Origin of the sequence: Sorangium sp. So ce1036 (genome assembly GCF_051369805.1) — a bacterium.
GTDB lineage: Bacteria > Myxococcota_A > Polyangia > Polyangiales > Polyangiaceae > Sorangium > Sorangium cellulosum_F.
Map to the genome: position 1 here is coordinate 4,475,325 of NZ_JBBMOX010000001.1, position 23,747 is coordinate 4,499,071.

A 23,747-nucleotide genomic window follows, 5' to 3' on the forward strand; every position below is an offset into this window, starting at 1 on the left:
CGCGGCCCGGGTCAATCCGGGTCGCCGTTCGTGTAGATCAAGGTGCTGGTCACGAGCTGGCCGCCGAACACCTCGCCGGTGCGGACTACCGTGCACGTCTGGCCGTCGCCGTCGAGGTCGCCGCGCGCCGCCGCCTCGAACCCTTCCGGGCCGCCGGGGAGCGGCGAGCCGGGCATGTCCTGGCTGACGTAGTCGCCGCCGACCAGGTACGAATACTGGAAGTAGATGGGGTGGGCGATCGAGAAGCCGAGGCACTGCCAGCCGGCGAGGTTCGTGCCCGTCATGAAGTCGTCGCCGGGCTCCGCGCTCGGCTGGTACTTCGTCCCCTGCACGGAGGCGAAATCGGAGGGTACCGGCGTCGCCGAAGCACAGAGGACCCGGCTTGGCGTAGCGGGGGCGCTGTTGCTGGGCTGCAGCTCCGGGACGCCGCGCTCGCGCTCGTACTGCGTGACGGCGGCGCGGGCAATGGCGCCGACGGTCTGCTTCGCTTCCGCTGTCTTGGCCGTGGCGAGGTAGCCACGCACGCCGGCGACCCCGAGGGCGGCGAGGACGCCGACGATGGCGACCACGATCATGAGCTCGACGAGCGTGAAGGCTCGTCCACGGATCGCTGTCGTGCGCGACATGACACGCTCCCTCCGCTCGCGGACGACGCCCATGGACGGGTGCTGCCCGGCTCACGCGAGCCGGGCAGCCGGAGAGATCACTCGAACTCGTTGAAGGCGTAGACCGTCGTGGCCAGCGCCAGCTGGCCGCTGAAGATGGTGCCGCCGCGCGCGAAGCCGCTGTAGACGCCATCACCGTCGAGATCGCCGATGGCGCCCGCCTCGAAGCCGGCCGCGCCGGCGCCGACGCCCGGAGGTGTGCCCGGCATGTTCGGGGTATTGGCGCCGCGCGTGTAGTTGTACTGGTAGTAGATCGGCTGCGACATCGAGAACTTCAGGCACCGCCACCCTTCCTGATCCGTGCCCGTATCGAAGTCCGTGTCTGGAGCCGTGTTCGGTTGGTACTTCCTGTTCGCCACATCGGCAAGGTCTGTCGGGACCGCGCCCGCCGTATCGCAGAGGGCCCGGCTCGCTTGCGTCGCCGTGCCATTCTCCAGGATCTCGGAGGCGGCGATCTCCCGATCATATGCGGCGGCGGCGGCGCGGGAGATCGCGCCCACGGTGTTCTTGGCCTCCGAGGTCTTCGCGCTCGCGAGGTACCTGGTGACGCCGTAGACCGCCAGCGCGGCGAGGACGCCGATGATGGCGACGACGATCATGAGCTCGACGAGCGTGAAGCCTCTTCTGTCGTATCGCTTGAGTGCACGCATGGGTGTCGATCCTCCGTGATGCTTTCGGTTGCTGATAGACCTGACTGCGTAACGTCTTGATGCGGGGCCCGGCCGGCCCGCGATGCGATGATCCTCTTTCGCGGAAGCAGGCGCTCCGGGCGTCCGCACCGGGGCAAAACATCCTCTATTCCGTGTCGTTCTCCCAGTAGATTCCGGACATCGTCGATGTCGTCAGGAGCAAGGCCAGGGTGCCATCCCCATCACGATCACCGGCCGCCTGGATGGCATACCAGGGACCGCTGGGCGCAAAATTGGGGTCAGCCAGCGGTGGCCCGGGCAGCCCGGTCCACGTGAAGTCGTCGTGCGCCGTCACCGTGAAGCCGGTCCCGACGCCTGCCACCACCGCGTATCCGAAGCGGACCGCGCCGTCCGTGGTCACGTTGAGCCGCTGCCAGTTCGCGAAGTCGCTGTGGCTCGAGTCGTTCCAGCCGCGCTTCCGATCGTCGAGAGGGCCCGTGGGATACCAGTCGTCGAGCGCACCCGAGACATTCAGGTACACGAGCATCTCGGCCTTGTAGGCCTCCTGCGCACCGCGGATCCCCTGGATGACGGCCTTCGGCTCCGCCATGCCCGCCGCGTCCATGTACTTGCGGTAGCCGACCATACCGAGCGCCGCGAGCACACCGACCATCGTCACGACGACGAGGAGCTCGACGAGCGTGAACCCCCGCCGAGATGCGCCTCGCTGTCGCCGCGTGAGCTGCATTCGTTCGCTTCTCTCAGCAGGTGCCATGCCACGGAGAGCGCGGCCCAGCAGCGTCGGCGATTTGCGCGGAATGCTCATGGATCGACTCCGTTTTCCTGAATGAAGCGGTTCGGGCCGCAGGTGAGCCGAGGTGGGTTTCGCCTCCGGCGGTGACGAAAACCGTCACCCCGGGGCGCCGGGCGGTGACGATTCTCGGCGGGCGCCGTCCTGGTCGTCGTCGCCCTCGCCCTCGGCGGCGAGGGCGTGCTTGGCCAGGCGGTAGCGCAGCGAGCGAAACGTGACGCCGAGCAGCTTCGCGGCCGCCTTGCGGACGCCGCCCGTGCGCTCGAGCGCCTGGAGGATGAGCCGGCGCTCGACCTCGCCGAGCACGTCGTCGAGCGCGCACCCGCCCGGAGGCAGCTCCGCGAGCAGCGGGGCCGGGCTCGCGCTGAGCCCGGCGACGGCGCTCGGGAGATCGCCGAGGCCGATCGTCGGCCCGCCCGCGAGCGCCACCGCGCGCTCCATCATGTTCTCCAGCTCGCGCACGTTGCCGGGGAAGGTGTAGGCGTCGAGCGCACGCACGGCGTCCGTCGTCAGGCCGCGCACATCCTTGCCGAGCTCCGCCGCGAAGCGGCGGATGAAGCGCTCGGCGAGCCGCGAGATGTCCTCGGGCCGCTCGCGCAGCGGCGGCAGCTCGATGCGGATGACGTTGAGTCGGTAATACAGATCTTGCCGGAACCGGCCCTCGCGGACCTCGGCCTCCACGTCCCGGTTGGTCGCGGCCAGGACCCGGACATCCACCGCGATCTCCGCGGCGGCGCCGACCGGGCGCACCTTCCGCTCCTGGAGCACGCGGAGGAGCTTCACCTGCAGCGCGGCCGGCAGCTCGCCGATCTCGTCGAGGAGCAGCGTCCCGCCGTCGGCCTCCCGGAACAGCCCGAGCGAGCGCGCGCCCGCGCCCGTGAACGCGCCCTTCTCGTGGCCGAACAGCTCGCTCTCCATGAGCGCTTCCGGCATCGCGCCGCAGTTGACGACCAGGAACGGCTTCCCGGCGCGGTCGCTCTGATCGTGGATCGCGCGGGCGACGCGCTCCTTGCCGGTCCCGCTCTCGCCCGTGATCAGCACGGTCGTGCGCGTCGGCGCGATCTTGCCGATCAGCTCGGAGATCCGCTGCATCGCGGCGCCCGCCCCGAGCGGCTCGCGCGCGCCCGCGTCGCGCCGCTCGAGCTGCGCGCGCAGCCGCTGGTTCTCGGTGACGATGGAGCTCTTCTCGAGCGCCTTCGCGGCGAGCGCCGCGAGCTCCGCCGGCGAGAACGGCTTCGTCACGAAGTCGTACGCGCCGTGGCGCATCGCGTCGAGCGCGCTCTCCACGGTGGAGTGCGCGGTCATCACGATCACCTCGGTCGCGCCGCTCCGCGCCTTCGCGGCCGTCAGCACCTCGATGCCCGAGCCGTCGGGCATCACCAGATCCGTGAGGATCAGCGGGAACGGCTGCGGGTTCTGGCGTATCGCCTCGATCGCGGCGCCCGCGCCGGGCGCGACCGCGACCTCGTAGCCCTGCCGGCGCAGGGCGACGGTGAGCACCTGGCGGAGCCCCGGCTCATCATCGACGACCAGCACCCGGGTGGCGTTCAGCGGGACGCTCGGCGGGATCGACGCCATCACGTCAGCACCCTATCACGAGGCCCCGCGCCCCCGTCAGCGGCGGCGAGCGGGGGCGGCGCGCTGCGTCGCCGATCGCCTCAGGGGCAGGCGTCGCTCACGACGCCGAGCGGCGTGCGCTCCTCGACGACGAACGACGCCGCCTCGCTCACCTCGGTCCCGCTGCCCTCGACGATCAGCTCCTGCCAGACGAGGAGGGTGTCGCAGACCTCGGCCTCGATCTCGAGGTGGTAGCGGCCGTTGCCGTCGGCGTCGTCCTCGATCACGCCCCGCTGCGTCCGCTGGTTGAACAGGCTGACGCGCGCGCCGGGTGTGCAGCTACCCGAGATCTGCCACACGCCCTCCGTGGCCGCGGACGGCCGTATCGTGTCGGCCGGCTCGGGCGGAGGGAGCGGCAGCGTTGGGCTCAGGCACGCCGCTCCGGCGAGCAGCGAGGTCGCGAGGGCGAGGGCGGCGAGGGCGAAGCGAAGCACGGCGCGGCGAAGCATCGATGGGCCGTGATAGCACACGGTGTGCCGCGCTCGTGCGGGCGACGCGACCGCGCGCCCCCTGGTCATTTCAGCGATCGCGCGGCGACGCGCCGGCGGGCGCCGTCAATTCTGTTGGCGCTCGCGTCCATCGGTTTGCAGCACGCGCAGCGCGACGCGCCGCTTCGCCGTGAGCGACGGGGCCGCGCCGGCGATCACGGCGGGCGGCAGCGCGGCGTCGCGCTCGGGCTCGCCCTCGTCGAGAAGCTCGCCCACGAGGTCGTAGTCGCTCGCCTGCGTGATCCGGACGCGGCACATCTCGCCGGGGCGGACCTCGCCGCCGGAGAGGTAGACCTGACCGTCGATCTCCGGCGCCTGCCCGGCGTGGCGGCCCATGAGCACGTACTCGTGCTCGTCGCTCGTCCCCTCGACGAGCACCTCGAGCTCGCGGCCGATCATCGCGGCGCTCTTCTTGTGGGAGATGCGGCGCTGGAGCGTCATGAGGCGGCGGTAGCGGCTCGCGGCCGTGCGCGCGGGCACCTTGTCGGGGAGCGCGTGGCTCTGGCTCGTCTCCTCGTCGGAGTAGCGGAACACGCCGACCCGCTCGAACTCGGCCCAGCGCACGAAATCGCAGAGCTCCTCGAACTCGGCGTCGGTCTCCCCCGGGTGGCCGACGATGAACGCGGTGCGGAACGTGAGGCCGGGGACGCGCTCGCGCAGCGTGGAGACGACCCGCCGCAGGCGGTCGCCGCCGTGGCCGCGCCGCATCCGGCGCAGCATCGCGTCGGCGGCGTGCTGGAGCGGCATGTCCACGTACGGGACGACCCGCGGGTGGCCCGCGAGCAGCTCGACGAGCTCGTCGGTCATCGTCTCGGGGTACAGGTAGAACAGCCGCACCCAGCGGACGCCCGGCACGTCGGCGACCTGCCGCACGAGCTCCGCGAGCGTCGCGCGCCCGTCCGCGCGGCCCCCGGCGTCGCGGCCGTAGGCGATCGTGTCCTGCGAGATGAGGTTGATCTCGCGGACCCCCGCCGCCGCGAGCTGCTCCACCTCGCGCACCACGTCCGCGATCGGCCGCGAGCGCTGGCCGCCGCGCAGGTCCGGGATCACGCAGAACGAGCAGGTGCGGTTGCAGCCCTCGGCGATCTTGACGTAGGCGCTGCCGCCGGGCGTGGAGAGGGTCCGCGGATCGGCGGCGCGGATCAGCCACTCGGCGGGGTTGCCGACGAGCATCCGCTCCGCGTCGCCCGCGAGCACCCGGCCGAGCTTGAGCATGTCGCTCGACCCGAGGAAGTGATCGACCTCGGGCATCTCGCGGGCGAGCTCCTCCGGGTGGCGCTGCGAGAGGCAGCCGGCGACCACGAGCCGCTTGCAGCGGCCGCCCTCCTTGTGCTGCGCCATCTCGAAGATGGCGTCGATCGACTCCTTCTTCGCCTCGCCGATGAAGCCGCAGGTGTTGACGACGATCACCTCGGCGTCGGCCGCGTCGTCGACGTGCGCGTAGCCGGCCGCGCGGGCGACGCCGAGCATCACCTCGGAGTCGACGCGGTTCTTGGGGCACCCGAGGCTGACGAAGTGGACGGTGCGCGACCTCATCAGGCCGCCCCCTCGCCGTCGACGAAGACGACGCGGCCGGCCGCCAGCGTCATCTTCACGCGGCCGGTGAGCTGCCGCCCGAGCAGCGGCGTGTTCTTGCTCTTCGAGCGCAGCCGCGCCGGGTCGAGCACGAACGTCAGGTTCGGATCCACGAGGCAGAGCTCGGCGCGCGCGCCGGCCTTGATCGTGGGCGCCGCGAGGCTCGCGACGCGGGCGGGCGCGCGGGTGAGCGCGTCGACGAGCCGCCCGAGCGGCAGGGCGCCCGCGCGCACGAGGTCGAGCAGGACGGGCACGACGAGCTCGAGGCCGATGAGGCCGGGCGACGCCTCGGCGAACTCGCAGTCCTTCTCGAGCGTCGAGTGGGGCGCGTGGTCCGTGGCGATCGCGTCGATCGTGCCGTCCGCGAGCGCCTCGCGGAGCGCGTCGACGTCCGCCTGCTCGCGCAGGGGCGGGTTGACCTTGCACGCGGTGTCGTAGCCGATCACCGCGGCGTCGGTGAGCGTCAGGTGGTGGGGCGTCACCTCGGCGGTCACGGGGATGCCGCGGGACTTCGCCTCGCGGAGGATGCGGACCGCCCCGAGCGACGAGACGTGCGCCACGTGGTAGCGCCCGCCGGTGGCCTCGGCGAGCAGCACGTCCCGCGCGACGATGATGTCCTCCGCCACGCGGGGCCAGCCCCGGAGGCCGAGCCGCGTCGCGACCGCGCCCTCGTGCATCAGCGCGCCCTCGGTGAGCGCGTGATCCTCGGCGTGCTGGATGACCGTGAGGTCGAACGTCTTCGCGTACTCGAGGGCGCGGCGCATCACGGCGCTCGACGTCACGCAGCGCCCGTCGTCGGAGACCGCGACCGCGCCGGCGTCCTTGAGGTCGGCCATCTCGGTGAGCTCCGCGCCCCGCTGGCCCATCGTGATCGCGCCGATGGGGTGCAGCGCGGGCCCGCCGAGCGCGCGGGCGCGCGCGACCATGGCCTCGGTGATGGAGCGGGTGTCGTTGACGGGCTTCGTGTTCGGCATCGCGCACACGTGCGCGAACCCGCCGGCCGCGGCGGCGGCCAGCCCGGAGGCGATGTCTTCCTTGTACTCGTGCCCGGGCTCGCGGAGGTGGGCGTGGAGGTCGACGAACGCCGGCAGGAGCAGCAGCCCGTCGCCCTGGACGATCTCGGCCTGGGCGGCGCGGCGCAGATCGTCGGTCGCTGCGCCGCGCCCCACGCGGCTGATGACGCCGTCTTCCACGACGACATCGACCACGTCGTCGAGTTGCTGAGCCGGGTCGACGGCGCGCACGCCGACGAAGAGAAGGAGAGGGGGAGGGGAGCCGATGACCGCCATGGGAGCGGGCTCCCCTAGCACATGCGCCTCACGCCGTGCACCGCCGCGGCGCCGGCGAGCGACCGCGGCACAGGACGGGCGGGGGGGTGGGCGGGACGAGCGGGGCGACGCGCACGGGGCGCGAGAGGCCGGGTGACCCACGGGGCGCGGCGGACCGGGGAGGCGAGCGGGCCATGGCGGGCACGCGGGCAGGATCTCCGCGGGGGGAAGAGCGCGACGCAGAACAAAAGACGCTCGGGGCACAACGTAGGGCTTGACGGGAGGGGAGGGGGCGGGTAGTGATGCCGTCCCGCTCGCGAAGCTGGCGGAATTGGCAGACGCGCTGGATTCAGGTTCCAGTGGGGTAACTCCCGTGGAGGTTCAAGTCCTCTGCTTCGCACCACGCTCTCGCCTTATCTTTCCTCAGCCACTGTAGTGGCCCTCTCTACATTTGCGTTCCTTGCCGCCTCCTGCGACCGCGGCGCCGCCCCTTCCGGGGGCGCCGCGACGGCGAAAGCAGCGGCGAGCTCACCGGATGCCGGTTCGGCGGTCGCGGCCGCCAGTGCCTCGGTGAAGCCGCTGGGCGCGGCGCCGGTGGAGCTCGGGCCTCCGCGCGGGGCCGGGGTGCAGGAGTTCACTCCTGTCGCGGACGTCGCCGGCTGCAAGGTGAAGTCCGGGGACATCGCGACCTACATCCAGCGCCCGGGGATGGGCATCGCCGGGCGGGCCGACGGCTCGTTCGGCGCCGCGTGGTTCGTGGACCTCAAGCGGGGGGACGCGCAGATCGCGTTCGCCGGCTTCGACGTCGACGCGAAGCAGATCGCCCGCGCCAGGGCGATCTCGCAGACCCGCGAGGAGTGGCTCCGGATCTTCTCCTCTGGAGAGGAGTGGGCGGTCACGTGGTTCGACGCGGAGGGCCTCGCGTACGCCCGACCCCGCTGGGAGACGCATCCGCCGGTGGGGATCCAGCACATCGGCGCGATCGGACGGGATGTGGGCGACCAGGTCGCCCTCGCGCCCGCGCCGGGGGGCGCCCTGGTCGCGGCGGCGCCCTTCGGCGCCGAGCGCAGCCAGCTCGGCGTGTTCCTGTTCGCGCCGGTCGATCCCGCGCAGCCGCAGGTGAAGGCGCTCGGGGTCACGCACCACACCAGGAAGCCGCGCTGGCCGGCGATCGCCGCCGACACCTCCGGCGGCCAGGTGCTCGCATGGTACGAGGAGGAGGACGGGAGTATCCGCGCCTCGCGGTTCGACGCCTCCGGCAAGGAAGGGGACGCCCATGTGGTCGCGAAGCCTCAGGGCAGCGACCGCCCGGCGAGCGCGGGAACGGGAGCCCCGGCGAGGGAGCGGCTCGGGCTCGTCGCCACCGGGGGGGGCGGGGCGCTCGTGGTCTGGAGCGAGGGGGACACCCTGATCGCCCGCGCGCTGGACGCCGGGGCGCGGCCGCGCTCGGCGCCGTGGATCGTGGGCAAGGGCAAGTGGCGGGCGCTCTTGCCGAGCGGGGAGGGGGCGGTCGTGGCGTGGGTCGGCCACGACGGCAAGGCGGACGCGCAGCTCCTGCTCGTCAGGCTGGCCGCCGACGGCGCACCCTCTGCCCGTGGTCTCCGGATGTCGGATGGGGTGAATCCCGTAAAGGATTCTCCCAGCCTGGCCTCCGCCGGCGAGCGCATCGGCGTCGCATGGACGGAGCCGATGAGCCGCGGTGTGAGCACGAAGCGCGCAGTCCTCCGGGTGATCGAGCGCGCCTGTATCCCCTGAGCCCTGGCCCTGGACAGCGCGTACTGCGGGCATGGCGCGGACTCTGGCGCTACGATGAGGGACGTGATCCACGCCTTCGGCCCGAGTCAGTCATCGCCGAACCGTGATGCGAACGATCCCGGGGAGGCGCTCCGTACCGCGGCGCGCGACGGCATGCAACCCCATGAAGGCGAGCCGCCCGTCAGCGCGCCTTCCTGCGAGCAGGGCGCGCGCGTCGCCTGCGCGCCCGCTCCGTCGCCGTCGGGCGACGCACCATCGCCGCTGCCCGTCATCCCGGATCCCTACCTCACCCCGCCGCTCCGGCCGGAGCGGCGGCAGCTGTCGACGCTGGCCGTGAGCTCGGTCGTGGCGACGCTCTTTGGCCCGCTCGGGGCCGTCGCCGCCGTCGTGTTCGGCTGGGCCGCGCGCCGCGAGATCGAGCAGGCCCCCGAGCGGCGCAGGGGCCATGCGCTCGCCAGCGTGGGGCTCTCGCTCGGCGTCCTGCTCACCCTCGGCTGGTGCGCCGCGATCGGCTTCGGCGCGTGGATGTGGCGGGTGCACAGCGGCGCGGAGGTCGCGTCCGCCCTCGAAGAGGCAGAGGCGTTGCCGGAGCCCGTGAGCACCGCGTCGCCGGCGGCGCCGCTGCCAGACGCGCCCCCCCCGGCGGCGCAGCCCGGCGGCAGCGTCCCGCTGCGCACGACCCACCGGCGCCTCGGCGCGCTGTCCATCGTCGACATCGGCGTCGACGTCTCCACGCTGAGCGAGGAGCTCGCCAAGCAGCGCGCGGAGGCGTATGCGCAGGGCGAGAAGGTCCTCGTCATGACCACGAGCGACGCCTGCGAGCCGTGCCGCGGCGTCGACCGGTCGCTCAGCGACCCGCTGATGCAGACCGCGCTCCGGAGCGTGCGGCTCGTGCGCGTGGACATCGACGTCTTCAAGGAGGACCTCGACCAGATCAAGATGCCGCGGCGGCTCTACCCCGGCTTCTTCCTGCTCTCCCCGGATCTGACCCCGCGGGACGGCATCAACGGCGGCGAGTGGGACGACGACATCGCGCGCAACATCGCGCCTGTGCTCGGGGCGTTCGTGCGAGGTCAGTACACGACCCGCCGCCAGCCGTGGCACCCGCTGCCCGGCTCGGGCGTGCGGCTCTGAGCAGCGCCTCGCCGCGCAGGATCCATCCCTCGCGCGCCGGACAGGATAAGCTCGGCCCGTGAAGCGCTTCGTCCAGCTCCTCGTCTTCGGCCTCTGCGTCGTGTTCAGCGTCTCGGCGGCCTACAACGTCTTCTCCGACAACGCCGCGGTCGAGCGGCGCGCCGCGCTCGTCGCGTGCGGCGGGGACGGCGCTGCGGGGGCGCCGGCGCGGCGCGCCGAGGGCGAGGGCTGCAGGGCGCAGATGACCCGGATGGAGAGGACGCCGTTCGGCCAGACCTTCGAGTTCACCACGGCGAAGCGCACGGTGGACGTCCGGTGTGAGAGGGCGTTCGTGCTCCTCGGCGAGTACACCTGCCGGCTCAGGTGAACGGCGGCACGCCGACGTGTCGCGTCCGCGCCGACCCGCTCGACGCAAGAAGGGCATGTCTTTGCGGAAGTTACGCTATGGTGGGCGGCCGTGACGAACCTCACCGCACGCCTGCGTCCGTCGAGCGGTCCCGAGGGCCGGCGTGTCCGGGTGTGCTTCGCCTGCTGGCTCACGGCGGCCGCGCTCTGGGCGTCGCCGGCGCGGGCCGCCCAGGAGCCGCTGCGGGAAGCGCTCGGCTCACCGAGGGGCATGCCCGTATCGCCCGCCGCCGCGCAGCCCTCGCCCGGCCAGGCGCCGGCCCCTCCCGCGTCGCCTCCGCCGTCGCCGGACGGGGCGCAGAGCGAGCCGGAGGCGGCGGAGAGGGATCCGGAGGCGGAGGAGAGGCGGCGCCGCATCGAGCGGGCGACCGCGCTGCACGATGCGGCGCGGGTGCTCTACCAGCGCGGCGCGTACCGCGCCGCCATCGCGAAGCTGGAGGCCGCGGTGGCGCTCGATCCCGAGGGGAAGGAGCTCGTCTACAACCTCGCTGTCATCCACGAGCGGCTGGGCCAGATCGAGCAGGCCGAGCATTACTACGTTCACTACCTCGCCATGGAAACGCTGCCGAAGGAGCGCGAGGAGGTCGCGGCGGTCCTCAAGCGGCTCCAGGGGGCGAAGCGGGAGCTCGCCAGCGCACCGACCCCGGCGGAGGCGGCCTCGCCGCGGGTCCGCTACGCGGAGGCGCCGCCGCTGCGCCCGACGGGCGCGGCGGTTCGCGCGAGCCCGCTGTCCCCCGCGCTCCTCGTCAGCGGGGGCATCGCCGCCGGGGCGCTCGTCGCCGGCGGTGTGTTCGCCGCGCTCGCCATGGCCCGGGATCCCGGCGTCGGCGCGCGGACCGGGGGAGGCGTCTCCATCGCCGATCTGCAGGCCGACGCGACCGCCGCCCACACGTGGGCTGTCGCCGCGGACATCGCCTTGCTGGGCGCCGGGGTCTCCGGGGCGGCGGCGCTCTATCTGTACCTGTCGCCGCGCGCTCCGGCGGCGAGCTCGCAGGCCGCTCGCCCGGCGTCGGCCGCGCAGCGCGCCCCGCTCGCAGATCACGGCGGCGCGCTGCGCGTGAGCGACGCCTGGACCGGCGAAGGAGGACCGGGGGTCAGGGTGTTGCTGGGCGCCGGGGGAGCCGGGCTCCAGGTGCGGTTCTGATGAGGCCGCGCGCCGCGGGGCGGAGGCTCCTCCGCGGGCTCTCGGTGCTCGCGGTCCTCGGTATCGGGTGCGAGGCCCTCGTGGACGGCGAGCTGGGCTCGGTGCGCTGCGCGGACAAGGACGAGGGCCTCCTCGGGCCGCCGTCGTGCCCCGAGGGAGCCGTCTGCGAGGGGGGGACCTGTGTCGCCAAGCGCGCGCTGGGCGCGCCTTGCGTCGAGGACGGCGATTGTCGTCCGCTCGACTTCTGCCTCGATCTCTCGCAGCTCGACGGCGAGGGGCAGAGCGTCACGCAGCCCGACGGCGAGCGGCAGAGCGTCTGCGCTCGCCCCTGCTGCAGCTCCAGCGACTGCGATCCTCGCCGGGATGCGGTCTGCTGGGTTCCACCCGGGGGCGGGGCCGGCGTCTGTCGCGTCGGCCGGGACGTCCACCGGCCCGAGGTGGGGACGCGCCTCGCCGGCGAGGCGTGCTCGTCGCCTGGCGATTGCCGCTCTGGCCATTGCAGCGACGGCGTCTGCGTCGACTCCTGCTGTTCGGACACCCACTGCGCCGCGACCGGGATGACCTGCCAGCTCACGACGGGTCTCATCTCGGCCGGTTCGGCCTGGGCGTGCCAGCCGCCCGGCCAGGGCATGAAGGGTCCCCTGGAGGAGTGTGACGTGCACGGCGACTGCGCCTCCGGCATCTGCGCTGATCTCGGCGACCTGGGGTTCCGGTGCACGATCCCGTGCTGCAGCTCGGAGATGTGCCCGAGCGTGCGGGTCGGCGACACCGTCTACAACGTCGGCTGCGCCCTGCTGGAGGCCGGTGACGGCGCGACGGTCCGGGCGTGCGCGGCGCTGCGCACCGGGGGCGGCTTTGCTTCCGTGGGCGTTCCGTGCGGCGGGGATGACGAGTGCCGGAGCGGCATGTGCGTCGGGGGGGCCGATGATGGCGAGCGTAGTTGCAGCGATGTCTGTTGCAGCGATGCGTCCTGCGGCGACGCCTCGCGCTTCGGGTGTCGCCCCTACGCGACGGGTCCGTCGTTGGCCTTGCGATGTGCGCCCAAGTAACGGACGATCCCCGCATCGCGGTGGTAGCTCCGACAGCCGACGGTCAGTCCCCTGCCAGCGCACCCGGCGCGCCGGGCGAGCCCAGCCGGGCTGCGGCGGTGATTTGCCCGCGATGCCACCATCTCGCGGCGGTCGCGCTGGACGCGCAGCGCCCGTCCAGCTTGCCCGCGCCCCCGAGCAGCCAGCGCGGCGCCCGGGCTGGCCAGGGCGCGCCGCCAGGACCGAGGCTGCCGCGCTGCCCTCATGACGGGCTGGCCCTCGTGAGCCGCGAGGCGCTCGCCGAGGCCGACGGCGATCCGTTCCTGGGGATCACGATCGCGGAGCGGTTCGTGGTCGTGGGCAGGCTCGGCGCGGGCTCGATGGGCACGGTGTACCGCGCTCGCCAGGAGGCGATGGGCCGCGACGTGGCCATCAAGATCCTGCGGTCCGACCGGGCGTTCGACGCGCAAGCGAAGGCGCGCTTCACGCGGGAGGCGCGGGCGATGAGCCTGCTGCGATCTCCGCACACGGTCACCGTCTTCGATTTCGGCGAGGTCGTGGACGACTCGACGGACGCGGCCTTCGGCCGGGGCCGCTCCGCAGAGCAGAGCGCGCCCGGGGAGGACGCGCCGTGGAGCAGCGGCTCGCTCTACCTCGCGATGGAGCTCCTGGAGGGCGAGTCGCTCGGGCAGCGGCTCAAGCGGGCGCGGCGGCTGCGCGTCGGCGACGCCGCTCGCTTCGCCAGGCACGCGCTCCTGTCCCTCGCCGAGGCGCACGACAAGGGGATCATCCACCGGGACCTCAAGCCGGACAACCTGTTCCTCGCGAGGCCGCCGGCGGGCGAGCGCGAGGAGATCTGCAAGGTGCTCGACTTCGGCATCGCGAAGGTGATGACCGGAACCGAGCGGCCGGTCGACGCCCTCGAGACCCAGGCCGGCACCGTCTTCGGGACGCCGCGGTACATGTCGCCGGAGCAGGCGCAAGGCAGGCCGCTCGACGCGCGCAGCGATCTCTACTCGCTCGGCGTGCTGCTCTACCAAATGCTGGTGGGGCGGCCGCCGTTCATCGACGACGACGCCGTGGTCGTGATGGCGAGGCACATCACGTCGCTGCCCGTGCCGGCGATCGAGGCGGCGCCGGACGCCGGGATCCCGCCGTCGCTCTCCCGGCTCCTGGAGCGCGCGCTGGCCAAGCGGCCCGAAGAGCGGCCGCACAGCGCGCAGGAGTTCATCGCGGAGCTCGACCGCGCGATGGACGAGGCCAGGCCCAACCTGAGCCGCGAGCGCATCAGCGCGCCCGCCCCGGGTGAGGTCGGGGCGACCGGCGAGCTCCTGGCGGTCGTGGGCGACGAGATCGACGGCGCGCGGTCGCCGAGCACGCTGCGATCCGCGCGGCGAAGGCGCACGGCGCTCGTGGCCGCCGGATCGGTCGCCCTGTCCCTCGCCGTGATGGCGCTCGCCGTGAGCGAGCTCCGCGGCCCGGTCGACCGCGGCGTGCGCAGGGTCGAGGCGGGGGTGGCGCGCGAGGTGAGGGTGCTCGCCGACGCGGTCTCTCGCGACATGGCGGCGCGCAGCGCGGAGGCCGCGCCGCCTCCGGCGCCGGTCCCCGCGGCCACCGCCAGCGCCGCCCCCGAGCCGGCGAGCCGCCCCCCCGCGCTGGCGCCGAGGCGCAAGCCGGCGCAGTCGCGCAAGCCGTACGTGAAATTCGACTGATGGTGCATCCGCGCAGCCGCGCTGCGCGAGGCGCGGCGCGGCGGTCGAGGCCGCGCCGGCGAGGCGCTGGGGGCGCAAAAGGCGGCCGCGGTCGATCGCGATCCGCGCCGAGAGTCCGCTGTACGAAGCGGAAGCGAACGTGTACCTTCGCCGCGCACCGATGGATCCCCGGGAGATGGAAACGCTCATCCAGCGCCTCGTCACGAATCCACATGACGCGGAGGCCCTGGCATATGCTCACCGCGCCGGGGAGCAGGACCCACGATCGTACGCGATGCTGCTCGAGCGGGTCGGCAGCTCCACCGCCGATCCGTCGTATGCGGCGCACTGGCTGAGCGAGGCCGCCAACGTGTGGTCGACGACGATCGGCGACGCGCACCACGCCGCGCGCACGCTCATGATCGCGATCGACAAGGACCCGACGCAGCGGACGGCGGCGGAGCGGCTGGCGCAGCTCTACCGCGACAAGGGCGACCAGAAGGCGCTCGTCGCGCTGCTGGAGCGGCTGGTCAAGGCGCTCACGCCGCTGCTCTTCGAGCGGCCCGAGGTGCGCGCGCAGCTCTCGACGCTGCACGAAGAGCTCGGCCGGCTGTGGGGTGAGCCCCCGCTCTCGCGGCCGGACCGGGCGCTCGAGAACTGGCGCCGCCTGGTGGAGCTCGACCCGCACAACGTGTACGCGATCTACGCCGCGCGCGAGCTGCTCAAGGCCCAGCAGCAGTACGTGGAGGCGATCCCGTACTTCGCGATGGAGCAGGCGCTCATCGACGACCCGGACCGGAGGCTCGCCCTCCTGCGTGACGAGGCCGACATCCGGCGCCGCGCTGGCGATCTCGCGGGCGCCACGGTGGCGCTGCGGAGCGCGCGCGCGTTCGTGCCGCACGACGTCGGGCTGATCCAGGCGCTCGGGGTCGCCATCGTCGACCGCATCGACGCCGGCGAGCCGGTGCCGCAGCCCGAGCGCGAGGAGGCCGCGGAGCTCTTCGTGGCGCTCGCGGAGATGTACGACGGGGAGTACGGCTACTCGTACTCGGTGTACGCGCTCCGCGCGGCGCCCGGGCACGACCGCGCGATGCAGCTCGCCGATCACTACGGAAAGCAGCTGGGCCGCACGGTCGAGCTCCGCCCGCAGTACCTCGCTTACCTCCAGGCGAACCCGAACGGGTTCATGGCCGCCGAGGCGCGCAAGCGGGCGTCCGTGCCCCCGCCGCCTCCGCCTCCCCCGCCGCTCACGCGCGCGTCGTCGGTGCCGCCCCCGAGCGCGGCGGCGATCGCCTCTGCGCGCGCGCAGTCGGCGCCGCCCGTCGGCGCCGCGCCGTCGGCGCCGCCCGTCGGCGCCGCGCCGTCGGCGCCGCCCATCGGCGCCGCGCCGGTGGCCCCCGCCCCCGCGAGCGTGTCGCCGCTTACCGAGCCCGCGGTGGCCGCGTTCGCGCCGGCCTCGTCGGCGCCCGCGCCGAGGGCGCTGGACGAAGGCGCGCCGAGCTCCGCGTCGGCGCGAGGCGTGCCGAGCTCCCGGCCGGCCCCCGAGCCCGGCGGCGACCCGGCTGGCCCGGAGGCGTCGCAGCTCCTGAAGGACGCGCAGGACGAGCTCCTCAAGGGCCGCAAGCCGCAGGCGCTCGCCAGGCTGCGCGAGGCGCTCAAGGTGGACCCGGCCAACCCGGACGCGCTCTCGCAGATCGACGAGCACCTCCGCGAGAAGCGGATGTTCGCCGAGCTGCGGGACGTCCTGCTCGCGGCGGCGCGCGTCCCGACCGCGCCGCTCGAGGACAGGAAGGCGCAGCTGCGCGAGGTCGTGGCGCTCTGCGAGGCGCACCTGCGCGACGTGGACACGGCGGTCCAGGCCTGGAAGCTGCTCTGCGAGCTCGATCCCGGCGACGAGCAGGCCCCGGCCGAGCTGCGGCGGCTGCTCGAGCGGAGCGCCCGCTGGGACGACCTCGCCGCGCTGATCGAGCAGGAGGCGGCCGCGGCGCCCGGCGTCGAGCAGAGGATCGAGCTCAAGAAGCAGCTCGCCTCGCTCCACGAGCACAAGCGGCGGGATCCGATCGCCGCCGCGGAGGCCTGGCTGCGCATCGCGGGCCTGTCGCCGGAGGACGGTATGGCGCTCCAGTCGGCCGTCAAGCTCTTCGAGCGGGGCGAGCGGTTCGATCTCGCGGCGCTGGCCCTCAGCGACGCGGCCCCCCGCTTCGAGGACAGGCTCACCCGCGGCTCGCTCTTCCAGAAGCTCGGCGAGCTCCGGACGCGGCTCGCCGAGCCGGGCGCCGCGGGCGACGCCTACATCCAGGCGGCCGCGCTGCTGAAGCAGGCCAGGCTGTGGGAGCTCGCGGAGCAGGCCTACGTCGCGGCGGGGAGGCTCGCCGAGGCGGCGAGGGCGCTCTGCGAGCGCGCGCTGCTCGAGGGCCGCGCGGCGCGCCCGGCGCTCTTCGTCCAGGCCGCGGAGCTGCTCCTCAGCGCGGGCGACGTGGACGGCGCGGTCGACAAGCTCGAGCGCGCGATCGAGATCGACCCGGTGAGCGACGCCTGCGCCCACATGATCGAGGACATCTACCGCCGCGCCGATCGGCGGCCCGAGCTCGTGCGGTTCCTGCTGGTCCGCGCCGACAACGTCGGCGACAGGGCGCAGCGGGTGGCGGCGCGGCGGGCCGCGGCCGCGGCGCAGCGCGAGCTCGGCGACCTCGCCGGGGCCCGCGAGACCCTGACGCTGCTGCTCTCGGACGGCGACGACGCCGAGGCGCTCGCGCAGCTCGCCGAGGACGCCCGCGAGCGCGGCGATCACCAGCAGGGCGTGGAGCTCCTCCGGAGGCTCGGCTCGCTCACGGACAGCCAGCCTGGCAAGCTCGCGATCGCCCTGCAGGAGGCGCGTATGCTCGCGGAGGGGGCGGGCGAGGTCGACATTGCGATCGAGCGCTACGAGGAGATCGTGAGGACGATCGACCCGCAGAACCGCACCGCGCTCCGGGCGATCGCCGCGCTGGAGGAGCGGCGCGGCAACCTGCGGGGCACGGCCGGCGCGCTCGAGCGCGAGCTCGCGCTCGAGGAGGGCCCGGAGCGGGTCGAGATCGCGCAGCGGCTCGCGTCCCTGTACGAGGGGCCGCTCGACGACCCGCACGGCGCCGTGAGGGCGCTCGAGGTCGTCCACGCTGCCGAGCCGGACGACCTCGACGCGATCGCCCGGCTCCAGCGGCTCGCCGAGCGGCTGGGCGACTGGCCGAAGGTCGCGCGCCTCATGGCGACCCTGATCGAGGTGGAGGGGGACGAGGACGAAGCGTCCAGGATGACCCGCCGCCTGGCCGAGATCCTGGACCGCGCGCTGGGCAGGAGCGACGAGGCGCTGGCCCTGCTGGAGCGGCTCGCCGATCAGGGCGACGAGCTCTGCAGGGAGGCGTACGTCGCGCTCGGCGACCGGATCGGGTGGAAGGGGATCGTCGCGACCAAGCTGGTCGCCTGGAACGAGTCCATCGCGCGCGCGGGGCGCGACCTCGCGCTGCGCGGCGCGTTCGAGCGCTTCGTGGAGGTCGATCGCCTCCGCGACGCCGCGCGCGTGGCCATGGAGCTCGCGCGCTCGCGCACCGCCGACGCCGCCCTCGCCGGGAAGCTCGAGGCGATCGCGGTGGAGCTCAAGGATCTCGACGCCCTCGCCGTGGCGCACGAGCTGCTCGCGAAGGAGCTGGCGGGCGCGGCCCGGGCCGCCGAGCTCGTGCGGCAGGCCGAGGTGCGCGCCGCGCTGGGCGTCGATCCCCTGGAGGCCGTCCAGCACGGCGAGAGCGCGCTCGCGAGCGTGCCGCCCGCCGAGGTCGAGCCGCTGCTCGCGCGGCTGACGGCGCTGATGCCCACCTCGGACCACCTCATCGATCTGTACGAGCGCCAGGTGAGCCGGTGCCGCACGCCGTCGGATCGCCTCGCGGCGCTCGCCCGCGCCGCCGAGATGGCCTGCGAGCGCGGCGCCATCGATCGGGCGCGGAGCTTCTTCGATCTGGCGCTGGGCGGCGGCGTCCAGGAAGAGACGATCGCCACCCTGGAGCGCGTGGCGCGGGACGGCGACGCGCGATCGCAGTCGGTCGCGCTCCGCACGATCCTCGCCGAGGCGCTCGCGGCGGGCGGCCAGGGGTCGCGCGACGGCGGCCGCACCCGGGCGGCGCTGCTGCGCCGCGCGGCCACGATCGCCCGTCAGGACCTGGGCGACGTCGACCGCGCCTTCGGCTGGCTCGGCGACGCCCTGCTCACGCAGGTCGACGACGCGTCGCTGGACGCGCTCGAGGCCCTCGGGCGCGAGGTGGGCGACATGCCCCGCGTCGGCGCGACGCTGAGCCGCGCGCTGGACGGGGTGTTCGACGGCCCGCTCGTGCGCAAGCTCCTCCAGCGGCGGGCCAGGCTGCGGCGCGACGTGCTCGGAGACCGGCAGGGCGCCGCCGCGGATCTGAAGAAGCTGCACGACCTGTCGCCCTCGGACCAGGACGTGATGAACGACCTGTCCGGCCTGCTGCAGGAGCTCGGCGATCACCGCGGTATGATCCAGCTCTACGAGGACCAGATCCTCCGCGGCCGTGATCCGGCGCAACGGGCGGAGCTCGCCCGCAAGGTGGCGCGCATCTGGGAGGAGGAGCTCGGGGACGCACGGGAGGCGGCGGACGCCTGGCGCCGGGTCCTCCGCATGAAGGCGGGCGACGCCGACGCGACCGCGGGCCTCGAGCGGGCGAAGTCCGGCAACCTCCGGCGCACCCCCCCGCCGCCCGTGCTGCCGACCAGGCCGCCGGGCCGCGCCCCGACCGAGCCGCCGCTCGCCCCGCGGCTGCCGAGCGTCGAGGCCGGCGGCGCGGAGGCCGCCGTGGCGGCGGCCGTGGTGAGCAACGGCTACGCGGGCTCCGGCACGGTTGTCGGCGCCGAGGCGGCGGCGGAATCCCAGGGGCTGGCCGCATTGCCGGCGCCGCAGGTCGACCCGGAGCAGCAGGCCCAGGCGTACGCGGACGCGTACGTCGGCGCCGAGGCGGGCCACGGCGCCGACGAGCCGGCCCCGTACCCGGCGCAGGAGGGCGTCGCCCCGTACCCGGCGCAGGAGGGCGTCGCCCCGTACCCGGCGCAGGGGGGCGTCGCCCCGTACCCGGCGCAGGGGGGCGTCGCCCCGTACCCGGCGCAGGAGGGCGTCGCCCCGTACCCGGCGCAGGAGGGCGTGGTGGAGGGCGCCGAGGCGGCGCCGCCCGCTGGCGCGCAGGTGGTCCTCCTGGAGCAGCCCGATCTCGACGAGCGCGCGACCCAGCCCCTGCTCGACGGCAGGGCCATCGAGCAGGAGCAGACTTCTCTGATGGAGGCGGTCGCTCCCCCGTGGGCGTCCGCGCAGCCCGACGCGCAGCCGCAGCCCGTGGTGCCCGGGGATTTCGCGGCGCAGCCGCAGCATCCTGGCGAGCCGCCCGCGGCATCGGGCGTGCCCGCCTCCGAGGCGGTCGACGTCGGTGACGTGGAAGGTGACGTGGAAGAAGAGGTGGAGTTCCTCGACGACGACTCCGGGGCTCCTTAAACGTCGGCGCCTCACCCCTCGGCGAGGCCGCGCGTCCGGCGGGTTGCGCTCTCGCAGGGCGGCAGGCGGCCTCGACAGGCAAAGTCGACCCGGCTCCGCCGCCCCTCGGGACTGCGCCTCTCCAGCGCGGCATCCTCGTCCGAAAGCCGTGTCCCCGGCGCGCTGGTCCCGCGAACGCCCTCTGCGATCATGCCCTCTCCGATCCTCCCTCCAGCGCTTCGACCGGGCGACACCATCGCCGTGATCGCCCCTTCCAGCCCGTTCGAGCACGTCCTCGCCTGGGTCGGCCTCGGCTGGCTCGCCCGGCGCTACCGCGTGCTCTTCGACACGGACAGCGGCGCTCCGCGCGCAGGTGACGCTGACCAGGGCATGGATCTCCCGCTCTCCGGCCCGCCGGGCCGAGGACTGTTCTCGAGGGCCGGTTACCTGGCTGGCAGCGACGCGCGCCGGCGGGACGAGCTCGTCCGCGCGCTGGAGCACCCCGACGTGCGCGCCATCTTCGCGGCCCGGGGCGGTTACGGCGCGAACCGGTTCGTGCACCGGCTCGACTGGCGCCTCCTCGCCGAGCGCCCTCGCTGGATCGTCGGCTTCTCCGACATCACGGCGCTCCACGTCGAGGCCGCGCGCGTCGGCGTCGCCTCGCTCCACGGCGCCCACGTCGCCGCCCTCGGGCGCGGCGACGCCCGCGCCCGCGACGCGCTGATCCGCACCCTCGAGGACCCGCTGGGCGAGCGCCGCTTCGACGGCCTCACGGCGCTGCGCGTCGGCGCCGCCGAGGGGCCGCTCTTCGGCGGCAACCTCGCCTTGCTGCACGCCTGCGCCGCGGCCGGTCGCCTGGAGGTGCCGGACGGGTGCGTCCTCCTGCTCGAGGACGTCACCGAGCGCCCCTACCGCATCGATCGCATGCTCGCGACGCTGGAGGTCGGCGGCCACCTCGCCCGGGCGGCGGCGGTGGTCCTCGGCGACTTCGAGCAGTGCAATCCGGGGCCGGACGGCGTCACCGTGGACGACGTGCTGCGCGACAGGCTGCTCCCCCTCGGCATCCCCGTCGTCGCGGGGCTGCCGATCGGCCACGGGCGGCGCAACGAGCCCGCCATCCTCGGCGGCCGCGCGCGCGTCCTGTCTCACGGCCCCGAGGCCGCCGTGACGCTCGCGGGCGCGTGAGGGTGGCGGCGTCGTTCGGGGGGCTCACCTCCGGGGCTTGCGTTCCGGCGGGCCTGTTTTGTGGCCCGCCTACACTCCAGCCCCTCCGGGGAGCCCCCCGAACGACGCCGCCACCCTCACGCGCTCACCAGAAGATGCTCTTTCGCTCCTTCAGCCCGAGGTTCAGCATCGACTGGATCCTGCCCTTCACGAGCGCGACCTTCTCCTGGATCACCGCGTCGTCGTCGTCGGGGTCGCCGCGGAAGGTCATGGGCTCGCCGAAATAGATCCGGTACTTGGTCGGCAGCGGGAGCTGGCCTCCGGGGAGGAGCAGCTGAGGGATGATCGGGAACGTGGGCATCCCGAGCGCCTTCGAGACCGCCTCGAGGTTGCCGAGCGAGATGTACTGTTCCTCGCCCCCGATGACCGCGATAGGCACGATCGGCGTGTCGGTCTCGAGCGCCAGCCGCATGAACCCGAGCCCGAAATCGAGCAGCTGGTAGCGGCTGGAGAACCCCTTCGAGATCCCGCGCGTCCCCTCCGGGAACACCAGGATCGCGGAGCCCATGTCGAGCAGCCGCCGCGCGTTCTCGGGCACGCCGACCACCTGACCCACGCGCGAGAAGAACGTCGACACGAACGGCAGGGTCTGCGTCCACTTCTCGACCATGCTCCGCATCACGCGCGGCGGCTCCGCGTCGAGGAACAGCGACGCCGCGATGAGCAGCCCGTCGAACGGCAGCTGGCCGGAGTGGTTGGCGATCAGGAGGACGCGGCCGGTCGGGACGCGCTCGATGCCGTGCACCTCGGTCCGGAAATAGCAGCGATGAAAGAACGCGGCGACGCCGACCGCGTACTTCGCCCACGCCGGGTCGAGCCCGAACGGGTCGACGCCCTCGGCGGCGAGCGGCAGCGCGACCCGGCGCAGCCGATCCTCGAAGTCCCGGCCGAGCAGCCGGATCGTCGCGTCGTCGATCGTGCCGCGCACGCCGTCGATCCCGAGCCGCACGAGCGGCAGCGCGCTGTGGGTGGCGAAGTGGCTGAGCCTGGCGAGCGCCCTCGTGCTGGGCATGGGCGCGCGACGATAGCAAAACTCGCGTGGGCCTGCACCGGAAGGAAGCCACTTGACCAGTGGCCGCCCCGAAGCGACCGTCGAGCCGATGAGCGAACGCATGCTCGGCCGAGTCCGCCGCCCCGGCGCGGACACCGATCCGTCCCTCAGGCCCATCCTCGTCACCGGCATCTGCGGTCGCCTCGGGCGGCGCCTGGCGCGGCGCCTCCACCGCGAGCGGCGCGTGATCGGCGTCGACCGGCGCAGCTTCGACGGGCGGCCGAAGGACATCGAGCATCACCAGCTCGATATCCGCCGCAAGAAGACCCAGGACCTCTTCCGCCAGGAGCAGCTCGCCGCGGTGGTCCACCTCGGGGTCATGCACGATCCGCGGGTCAACCAGATGGAGCACCACAGCTGGAACCTCGCGGGCTTCCAGCGGCTGCTCGAGTTCATCGCGCAGTACGACGTGCAGAAGCTCGTCGTCCTGTCGAGCGCGAACGCCTACGGGCCGCGCCCCGACAACGCGCAGTTCTTGACCGAGGACGCGCCGCTGCTCGGCGGCGCGTCGTTCAGCGAGATCCGCGACCTCATCGAGGTCGACATGCTGGCGCAGTCGTTCTTCTGGAAGCACCCGCAGACCGAGACGGTCATCCTGAGGCCGGTCCACATCCTCGGCTCCGTGCGCAACGCGCCGTCGAACTACCTCCGGCTCAACGTGATCCCGACGCTCCTCGGGTTCGATCCGATGGTGCAGGTCATCCACCAGGACGACGTCGTCTCCGCGATCATCGCGGCGCTCCGGCCCGGGGTGCGCGGCATCTTCAACCTCGCGGGCCCGGCGCCGCTGCCGCTGTCGCGCGTCATCGCGATGACCGGGCGGACGCGCGTCGCGATCCCTCATTTCCTCATGCAGACGATGGTCCCGCGGCTGTGGCGGTTCCGGGCGACCTCGTTCCCGGCCCCCGAGCTCGATCACATCCGCTACGTGTGCATGGTCGACGACCGGCGGGCGCGCGAGATCCTCGGCTACACGCACGAGCACGACATCCACGAGACCGTCCAGGCGGTCGACGACATCACGTGATGGGCCGCGCCATGAAGCGGTCGACCCGGATCGAGCGGCTCGCGGAGTATTACGAGGACTTCGCCCCTGACTACATCTCCACCTGGAAGGACATCCAGCATTACGACAAGCTCGTGCGCGCGTTCCTGCGCGAGGCGGTCTCCGGGGAGGCGCGCGTGCTCGACGCGGGCTGCGGCCCGGGCCACCTCACCCGCGATCTCCCGCCGTCCGTCGACGTCGTGGGCTTCGACATCGCCGAGGCCATGCTCGCGATCGCCCGCAAGAAGCGGCCCCACGGCGCCTATCACCAGCACGACTACCACCTGCCCATCCCGCGCGCCTGGGGGCGGTTCGACGTCGTCCTCGCCCTCGGCACGCTGGAGTTCTGCGACGACCTCGGGCTCGTCCTCGCGAACCTCGCCGGCGCGCTGCGGCCCGGCGGCCGGATGCTGGTGAGCATCGTCGAGCGCAGGCCGCACGTCCGGATGCACCAGCGCGCGGCGCGCCCGCTCTCCGACGTCGAGCTGTCCGGCGTGAGCATGTATCTTTACACCTTCGCCGAGCAGACCGAGGCCATCCAGCGGGCCGGCCTGCTCCCGCGCAGCTACCGGCTCCACCCGGGGTGGCGACATACCGAGTACGACGTGGATGTGCTCTACGCGCTCTGGGACCTCGAGGCGTCGCGCCGCAGCCGGTGAACCGTCGCGGACGCCGCGGCGAGGCTTTTCGCGCCGCGGCGTCCGCGGTAGA

At 73.6% G+C, this 23,747-nt stretch carries 18 protein-coding genes and 1 tRNA gene; 11 read left to right on the plus strand and 8 right to left on the minus strand.

Going from position 1 to position 23,747, the window contains the following annotated elements; genetic code table 11:
- Nucleotides 1-11 precede the first annotated feature (11 nt).
- The 7 genes from WMF31_RS16970 to WMF31_RS17000 form a co-directional block, all read right to left on the minus strand.
- A complete protein-coding gene (locus WMF31_RS16970; RefSeq protein WP_436602942.1) occupies nucleotides 12-626 on the minus strand; it encodes a type IV pilin protein in 615 nt (204 codons plus the stop codon).
- A gap of 77 nt (nucleotides 627-703) precedes the next feature.
- Nucleotides 704-1,315, minus strand: a complete 612-nt coding sequence (locus WMF31_RS16975; protein ID WP_436602943.1) for a type IV pilin protein — start codon at nucleotides 1,313-1,315, stop codon at nucleotides 704-706.
- 145 nt (nucleotides 1,316-1,460) lie between these two features.
- Nucleotides 1,461-2,120: a type IV pilin protein gene (locus WMF31_RS16980; RefSeq protein ID WP_436602944.1), complete on the minus strand. Its 660-nt coding sequence runs from the start codon at nucleotides 2,118-2,120 to the stop codon at nucleotides 1,461-1,463.
- 84 nt (nucleotides 2,121-2,204) lie between these two features.
- Nucleotides 2,205-3,683 carry a sigma-54-dependent transcriptional regulator gene (locus WMF31_RS16985; protein WP_436606569.1) on the minus strand — a complete coding sequence of 493 codons (1,479 nt, stop codon included), beginning with the start codon at nucleotides 3,681-3,683 and terminating at the stop codon, nucleotides 2,205-2,207.
- Between the two features lie 80 nt (nucleotides 3,684-3,763).
- Nucleotides 3,764-4,156 carry a hypothetical protein gene (locus tag WMF31_RS16990; RefSeq protein WP_436602945.1) on the minus strand — a complete coding sequence of 131 codons (393 nt, stop codon included), beginning with the start codon at nucleotides 4,154-4,156 and terminating at the stop codon, nucleotides 3,764-3,766.
- A 120-nt stretch (nucleotides 4,157-4,276) separates the two neighbouring features.
- Nucleotides 4,277-5,746, minus strand: a complete 1,470-nt coding sequence (gene rimO / locus WMF31_RS16995) for a 30S ribosomal protein S12 methylthiotransferase RimO (protein WP_436602946.1) — start codon at nucleotides 5,744-5,746, stop codon at nucleotides 4,277-4,279.
- Nucleotides 5,746-7,074 carry a dihydroorotase gene (locus WMF31_RS17000; protein ID WP_436602947.1) on the minus strand — a complete coding sequence of 443 codons (1,329 nt, stop codon included), beginning with the start codon at nucleotides 7,072-7,074 and terminating at the stop codon, nucleotides 5,746-5,748. Before WMF31_RS17000 ends, rimO begins: the two co-directional genes overlap by 1 nt.
- A gap of 295 nt (nucleotides 7,075-7,369) precedes the next feature.
- Here WMF31_RS17000 and WMF31_RS17005 point away from each other — a divergent pair.
- The 9 genes from WMF31_RS17005 to WMF31_RS17045 all read left to right on the plus strand — a co-directional run bounded on the left by WMF31_RS17005 (nucleotide 7,370) and on the right by WMF31_RS17045 (nucleotide 20,901).
- Nucleotides 7,370-7,456 (plus strand) — tRNA-Leu (locus tag WMF31_RS17005).
- A 167-nt stretch (nucleotides 7,457-7,623) separates the two neighbouring features.
- Nucleotides 7,624-8,808, plus strand: a complete 1,185-nt coding sequence (locus WMF31_RS17010) for a hypothetical protein (RefSeq protein WP_436602948.1) — start codon at nucleotides 7,624-7,626, stop codon at nucleotides 8,806-8,808.
- Between the two features lie 153 nt (nucleotides 8,809-8,961).
- Nucleotides 8,962-9,942, plus strand: a complete 981-nt coding sequence (locus WMF31_RS17015; protein WP_436602949.1) for a DUF4190 domain-containing protein — start codon at nucleotides 8,962-8,964, stop codon at nucleotides 9,940-9,942.
- 58 nt (nucleotides 9,943-10,000) lie between these two features.
- Nucleotides 10,001-10,309 (plus strand): hypothetical protein, encoded by a 309-nt coding sequence (locus WMF31_RS17020; RefSeq protein WP_436602950.1) that lies wholly within the window; start codon nucleotides 10,001-10,003, stop codon nucleotides 10,307-10,309.
- A gap of 90 nt (nucleotides 10,310-10,399) precedes the next feature.
- Nucleotides 10,400-11,491, plus strand: a complete 1,092-nt coding sequence (locus tag WMF31_RS17025) for a tetratricopeptide repeat protein (protein WP_436602951.1) — start codon at nucleotides 10,400-10,402, stop codon at nucleotides 11,489-11,491.
- Nucleotides 11,491-12,540 carry a hypothetical protein gene (locus WMF31_RS17030; RefSeq protein WP_436602952.1) on the plus strand — a complete coding sequence of 350 codons (1,050 nt, stop codon included), beginning with the start codon at nucleotides 11,491-11,493 and terminating at the stop codon, nucleotides 12,538-12,540. Before WMF31_RS17025 ends, WMF31_RS17030 begins: the two co-directional genes overlap by 1 nt.
- A 260-nt stretch (nucleotides 12,541-12,800) precedes the next feature.
- Entirely contained in the window at nucleotides 12,801-14,231 is a 1,431-nt protein-coding gene (locus WMF31_RS17035) for a serine/threonine-protein kinase (RefSeq protein WP_436602953.1), read from the plus strand.
- Between the two features lie 175 nt (nucleotides 14,232-14,406).
- Nucleotides 14,407-19,737 (plus strand): hypothetical protein, encoded by a 5,331-nt coding sequence (locus WMF31_RS17040; RefSeq protein WP_436602954.1) that lies wholly within the window; start codon nucleotides 14,407-14,409, stop codon nucleotides 19,735-19,737.
- A 189-nt stretch (nucleotides 19,738-19,926) separates the two neighbouring features.
- Entirely contained in the window at nucleotides 19,927-20,901 is a 975-nt protein-coding gene (locus WMF31_RS17045; protein ID WP_436602955.1) for a S66 peptidase family protein, read from the plus strand.
- 124 nt (nucleotides 20,902-21,025) lie between these two features.
- Here the strand turns inward: WMF31_RS17045 and WMF31_RS17050 are convergent, their stop codons facing one another.
- Nucleotides 21,026-21,952 (minus strand): lysophospholipid acyltransferase family protein, encoded by a 927-nt coding sequence (locus tag WMF31_RS17050; protein WP_436602956.1) that lies wholly within the window; start codon nucleotides 21,950-21,952, stop codon nucleotides 21,026-21,028.
- Nucleotides 21,953-22,052: 100 nt separating this feature from the next.
- Between WMF31_RS17050 and WMF31_RS17055 the strand changes: the two genes are divergently transcribed.
- The gene (locus tag WMF31_RS17055) at nucleotides 22,053-23,018 is read left to right on the plus strand and encodes an NAD-dependent epimerase/dehydratase family protein (protein WP_436602957.1); all 966 of its coding nucleotides are present in this window, start codon (nucleotides 22,053-22,055) and stop codon (nucleotides 23,016-23,018) included.
- A gap of 11 nt (nucleotides 23,019-23,029) precedes the next feature.
- On the plus strand, nucleotides 23,030-23,695 hold the full coding sequence (locus WMF31_RS17060) for a class I SAM-dependent methyltransferase (RefSeq protein ID WP_436602958.1): 666 nt from the start codon (nucleotides 23,030-23,032) through the stop codon (nucleotides 23,693-23,695).
- Nucleotides 23,696-23,747 lie beyond the last annotated feature (52 nt).

Bases quoted from the DNA above. Each gene is read 5' to 3' on its own strand.
- WMF31_RS17050 (WP_436602956.1), bottom strand. From the start codon at position 21,952: ATGCCCAGCACGAGGGCGCTCGCCAGGCTCAGCCACTTCGCCACCCAC.
- WMF31_RS17055 (WP_436602957.1), top strand. From the start codon at position 22,053: ATGCTCGGCCGAGTCCGCCGCCCCGGCGCGGACACCGATCCGTCCCTC.
- WMF31_RS16985 (WP_436606569.1), bottom strand. From the start codon at position 3,683: ATGGCGTCGATCCCGCCGAGCGTCCCGCTGAACGCCACCCGGGTGCTG.
- WMF31_RS16970 (WP_436602942.1), bottom strand. From the start codon at position 626: ATGTCGCGCACGACAGCGATCCGTGGACGAGCCTTCACGCTCGTCGAG.
- WMF31_RS16975 (WP_436602943.1), bottom strand. From the start codon at position 1,315: ATGCGTGCACTCAAGCGATACGACAGAAGAGGCTTCACGCTCGTCGAG.
- WMF31_RS17030 (WP_436602952.1), top strand. From the start codon at position 11,491: ATGAGGCCGCGCGCCGCGGGGCGGAGGCTCCTCCGCGGGCTCTCGGTG.
- WMF31_RS17040 (WP_436602954.1), top strand. From the start codon at position 14,407: ATGGAAACGCTCATCCAGCGCCTCGTCACGAATCCACATGACGCGGAG.
- WMF31_RS17000 (WP_436602947.1), bottom strand. From the start codon at position 7,074: ATGGCGGTCATCGGCTCCCCTCCCCCTCTCCTTCTCTTCGTCGGCGTG.
- WMF31_RS16980 (WP_436602944.1), bottom strand. From the start codon at position 2,120: ATGAGCATTCCGCGCAAATCGCCGACGCTGCTGGGCCGCGCTCTCCGT.
- WMF31_RS17015 (WP_436602949.1), top strand. From the start codon at position 8,962: ATGCAACCCCATGAAGGCGAGCCGCCCGTCAGCGCGCCTTCCTGCGAG.
- rimO (WP_436602946.1), bottom strand. From the start codon at position 5,746: ATGAGGTCGCGCACCGTCCACTTCGTCAGCCTCGGGTGCCCCAAGAAC.
- WMF31_RS17045 (WP_436602955.1), top strand. From the start codon at position 19,927: ATGCCCTCTCCGATCCTCCCTCCAGCGCTTCGACCGGGCGACACCATC.
- WMF31_RS17060 (WP_436602958.1), top strand. From the start codon at position 23,030: ATGAAGCGGTCGACCCGGATCGAGCGGCTCGCGGAGTATTACGAGGAC.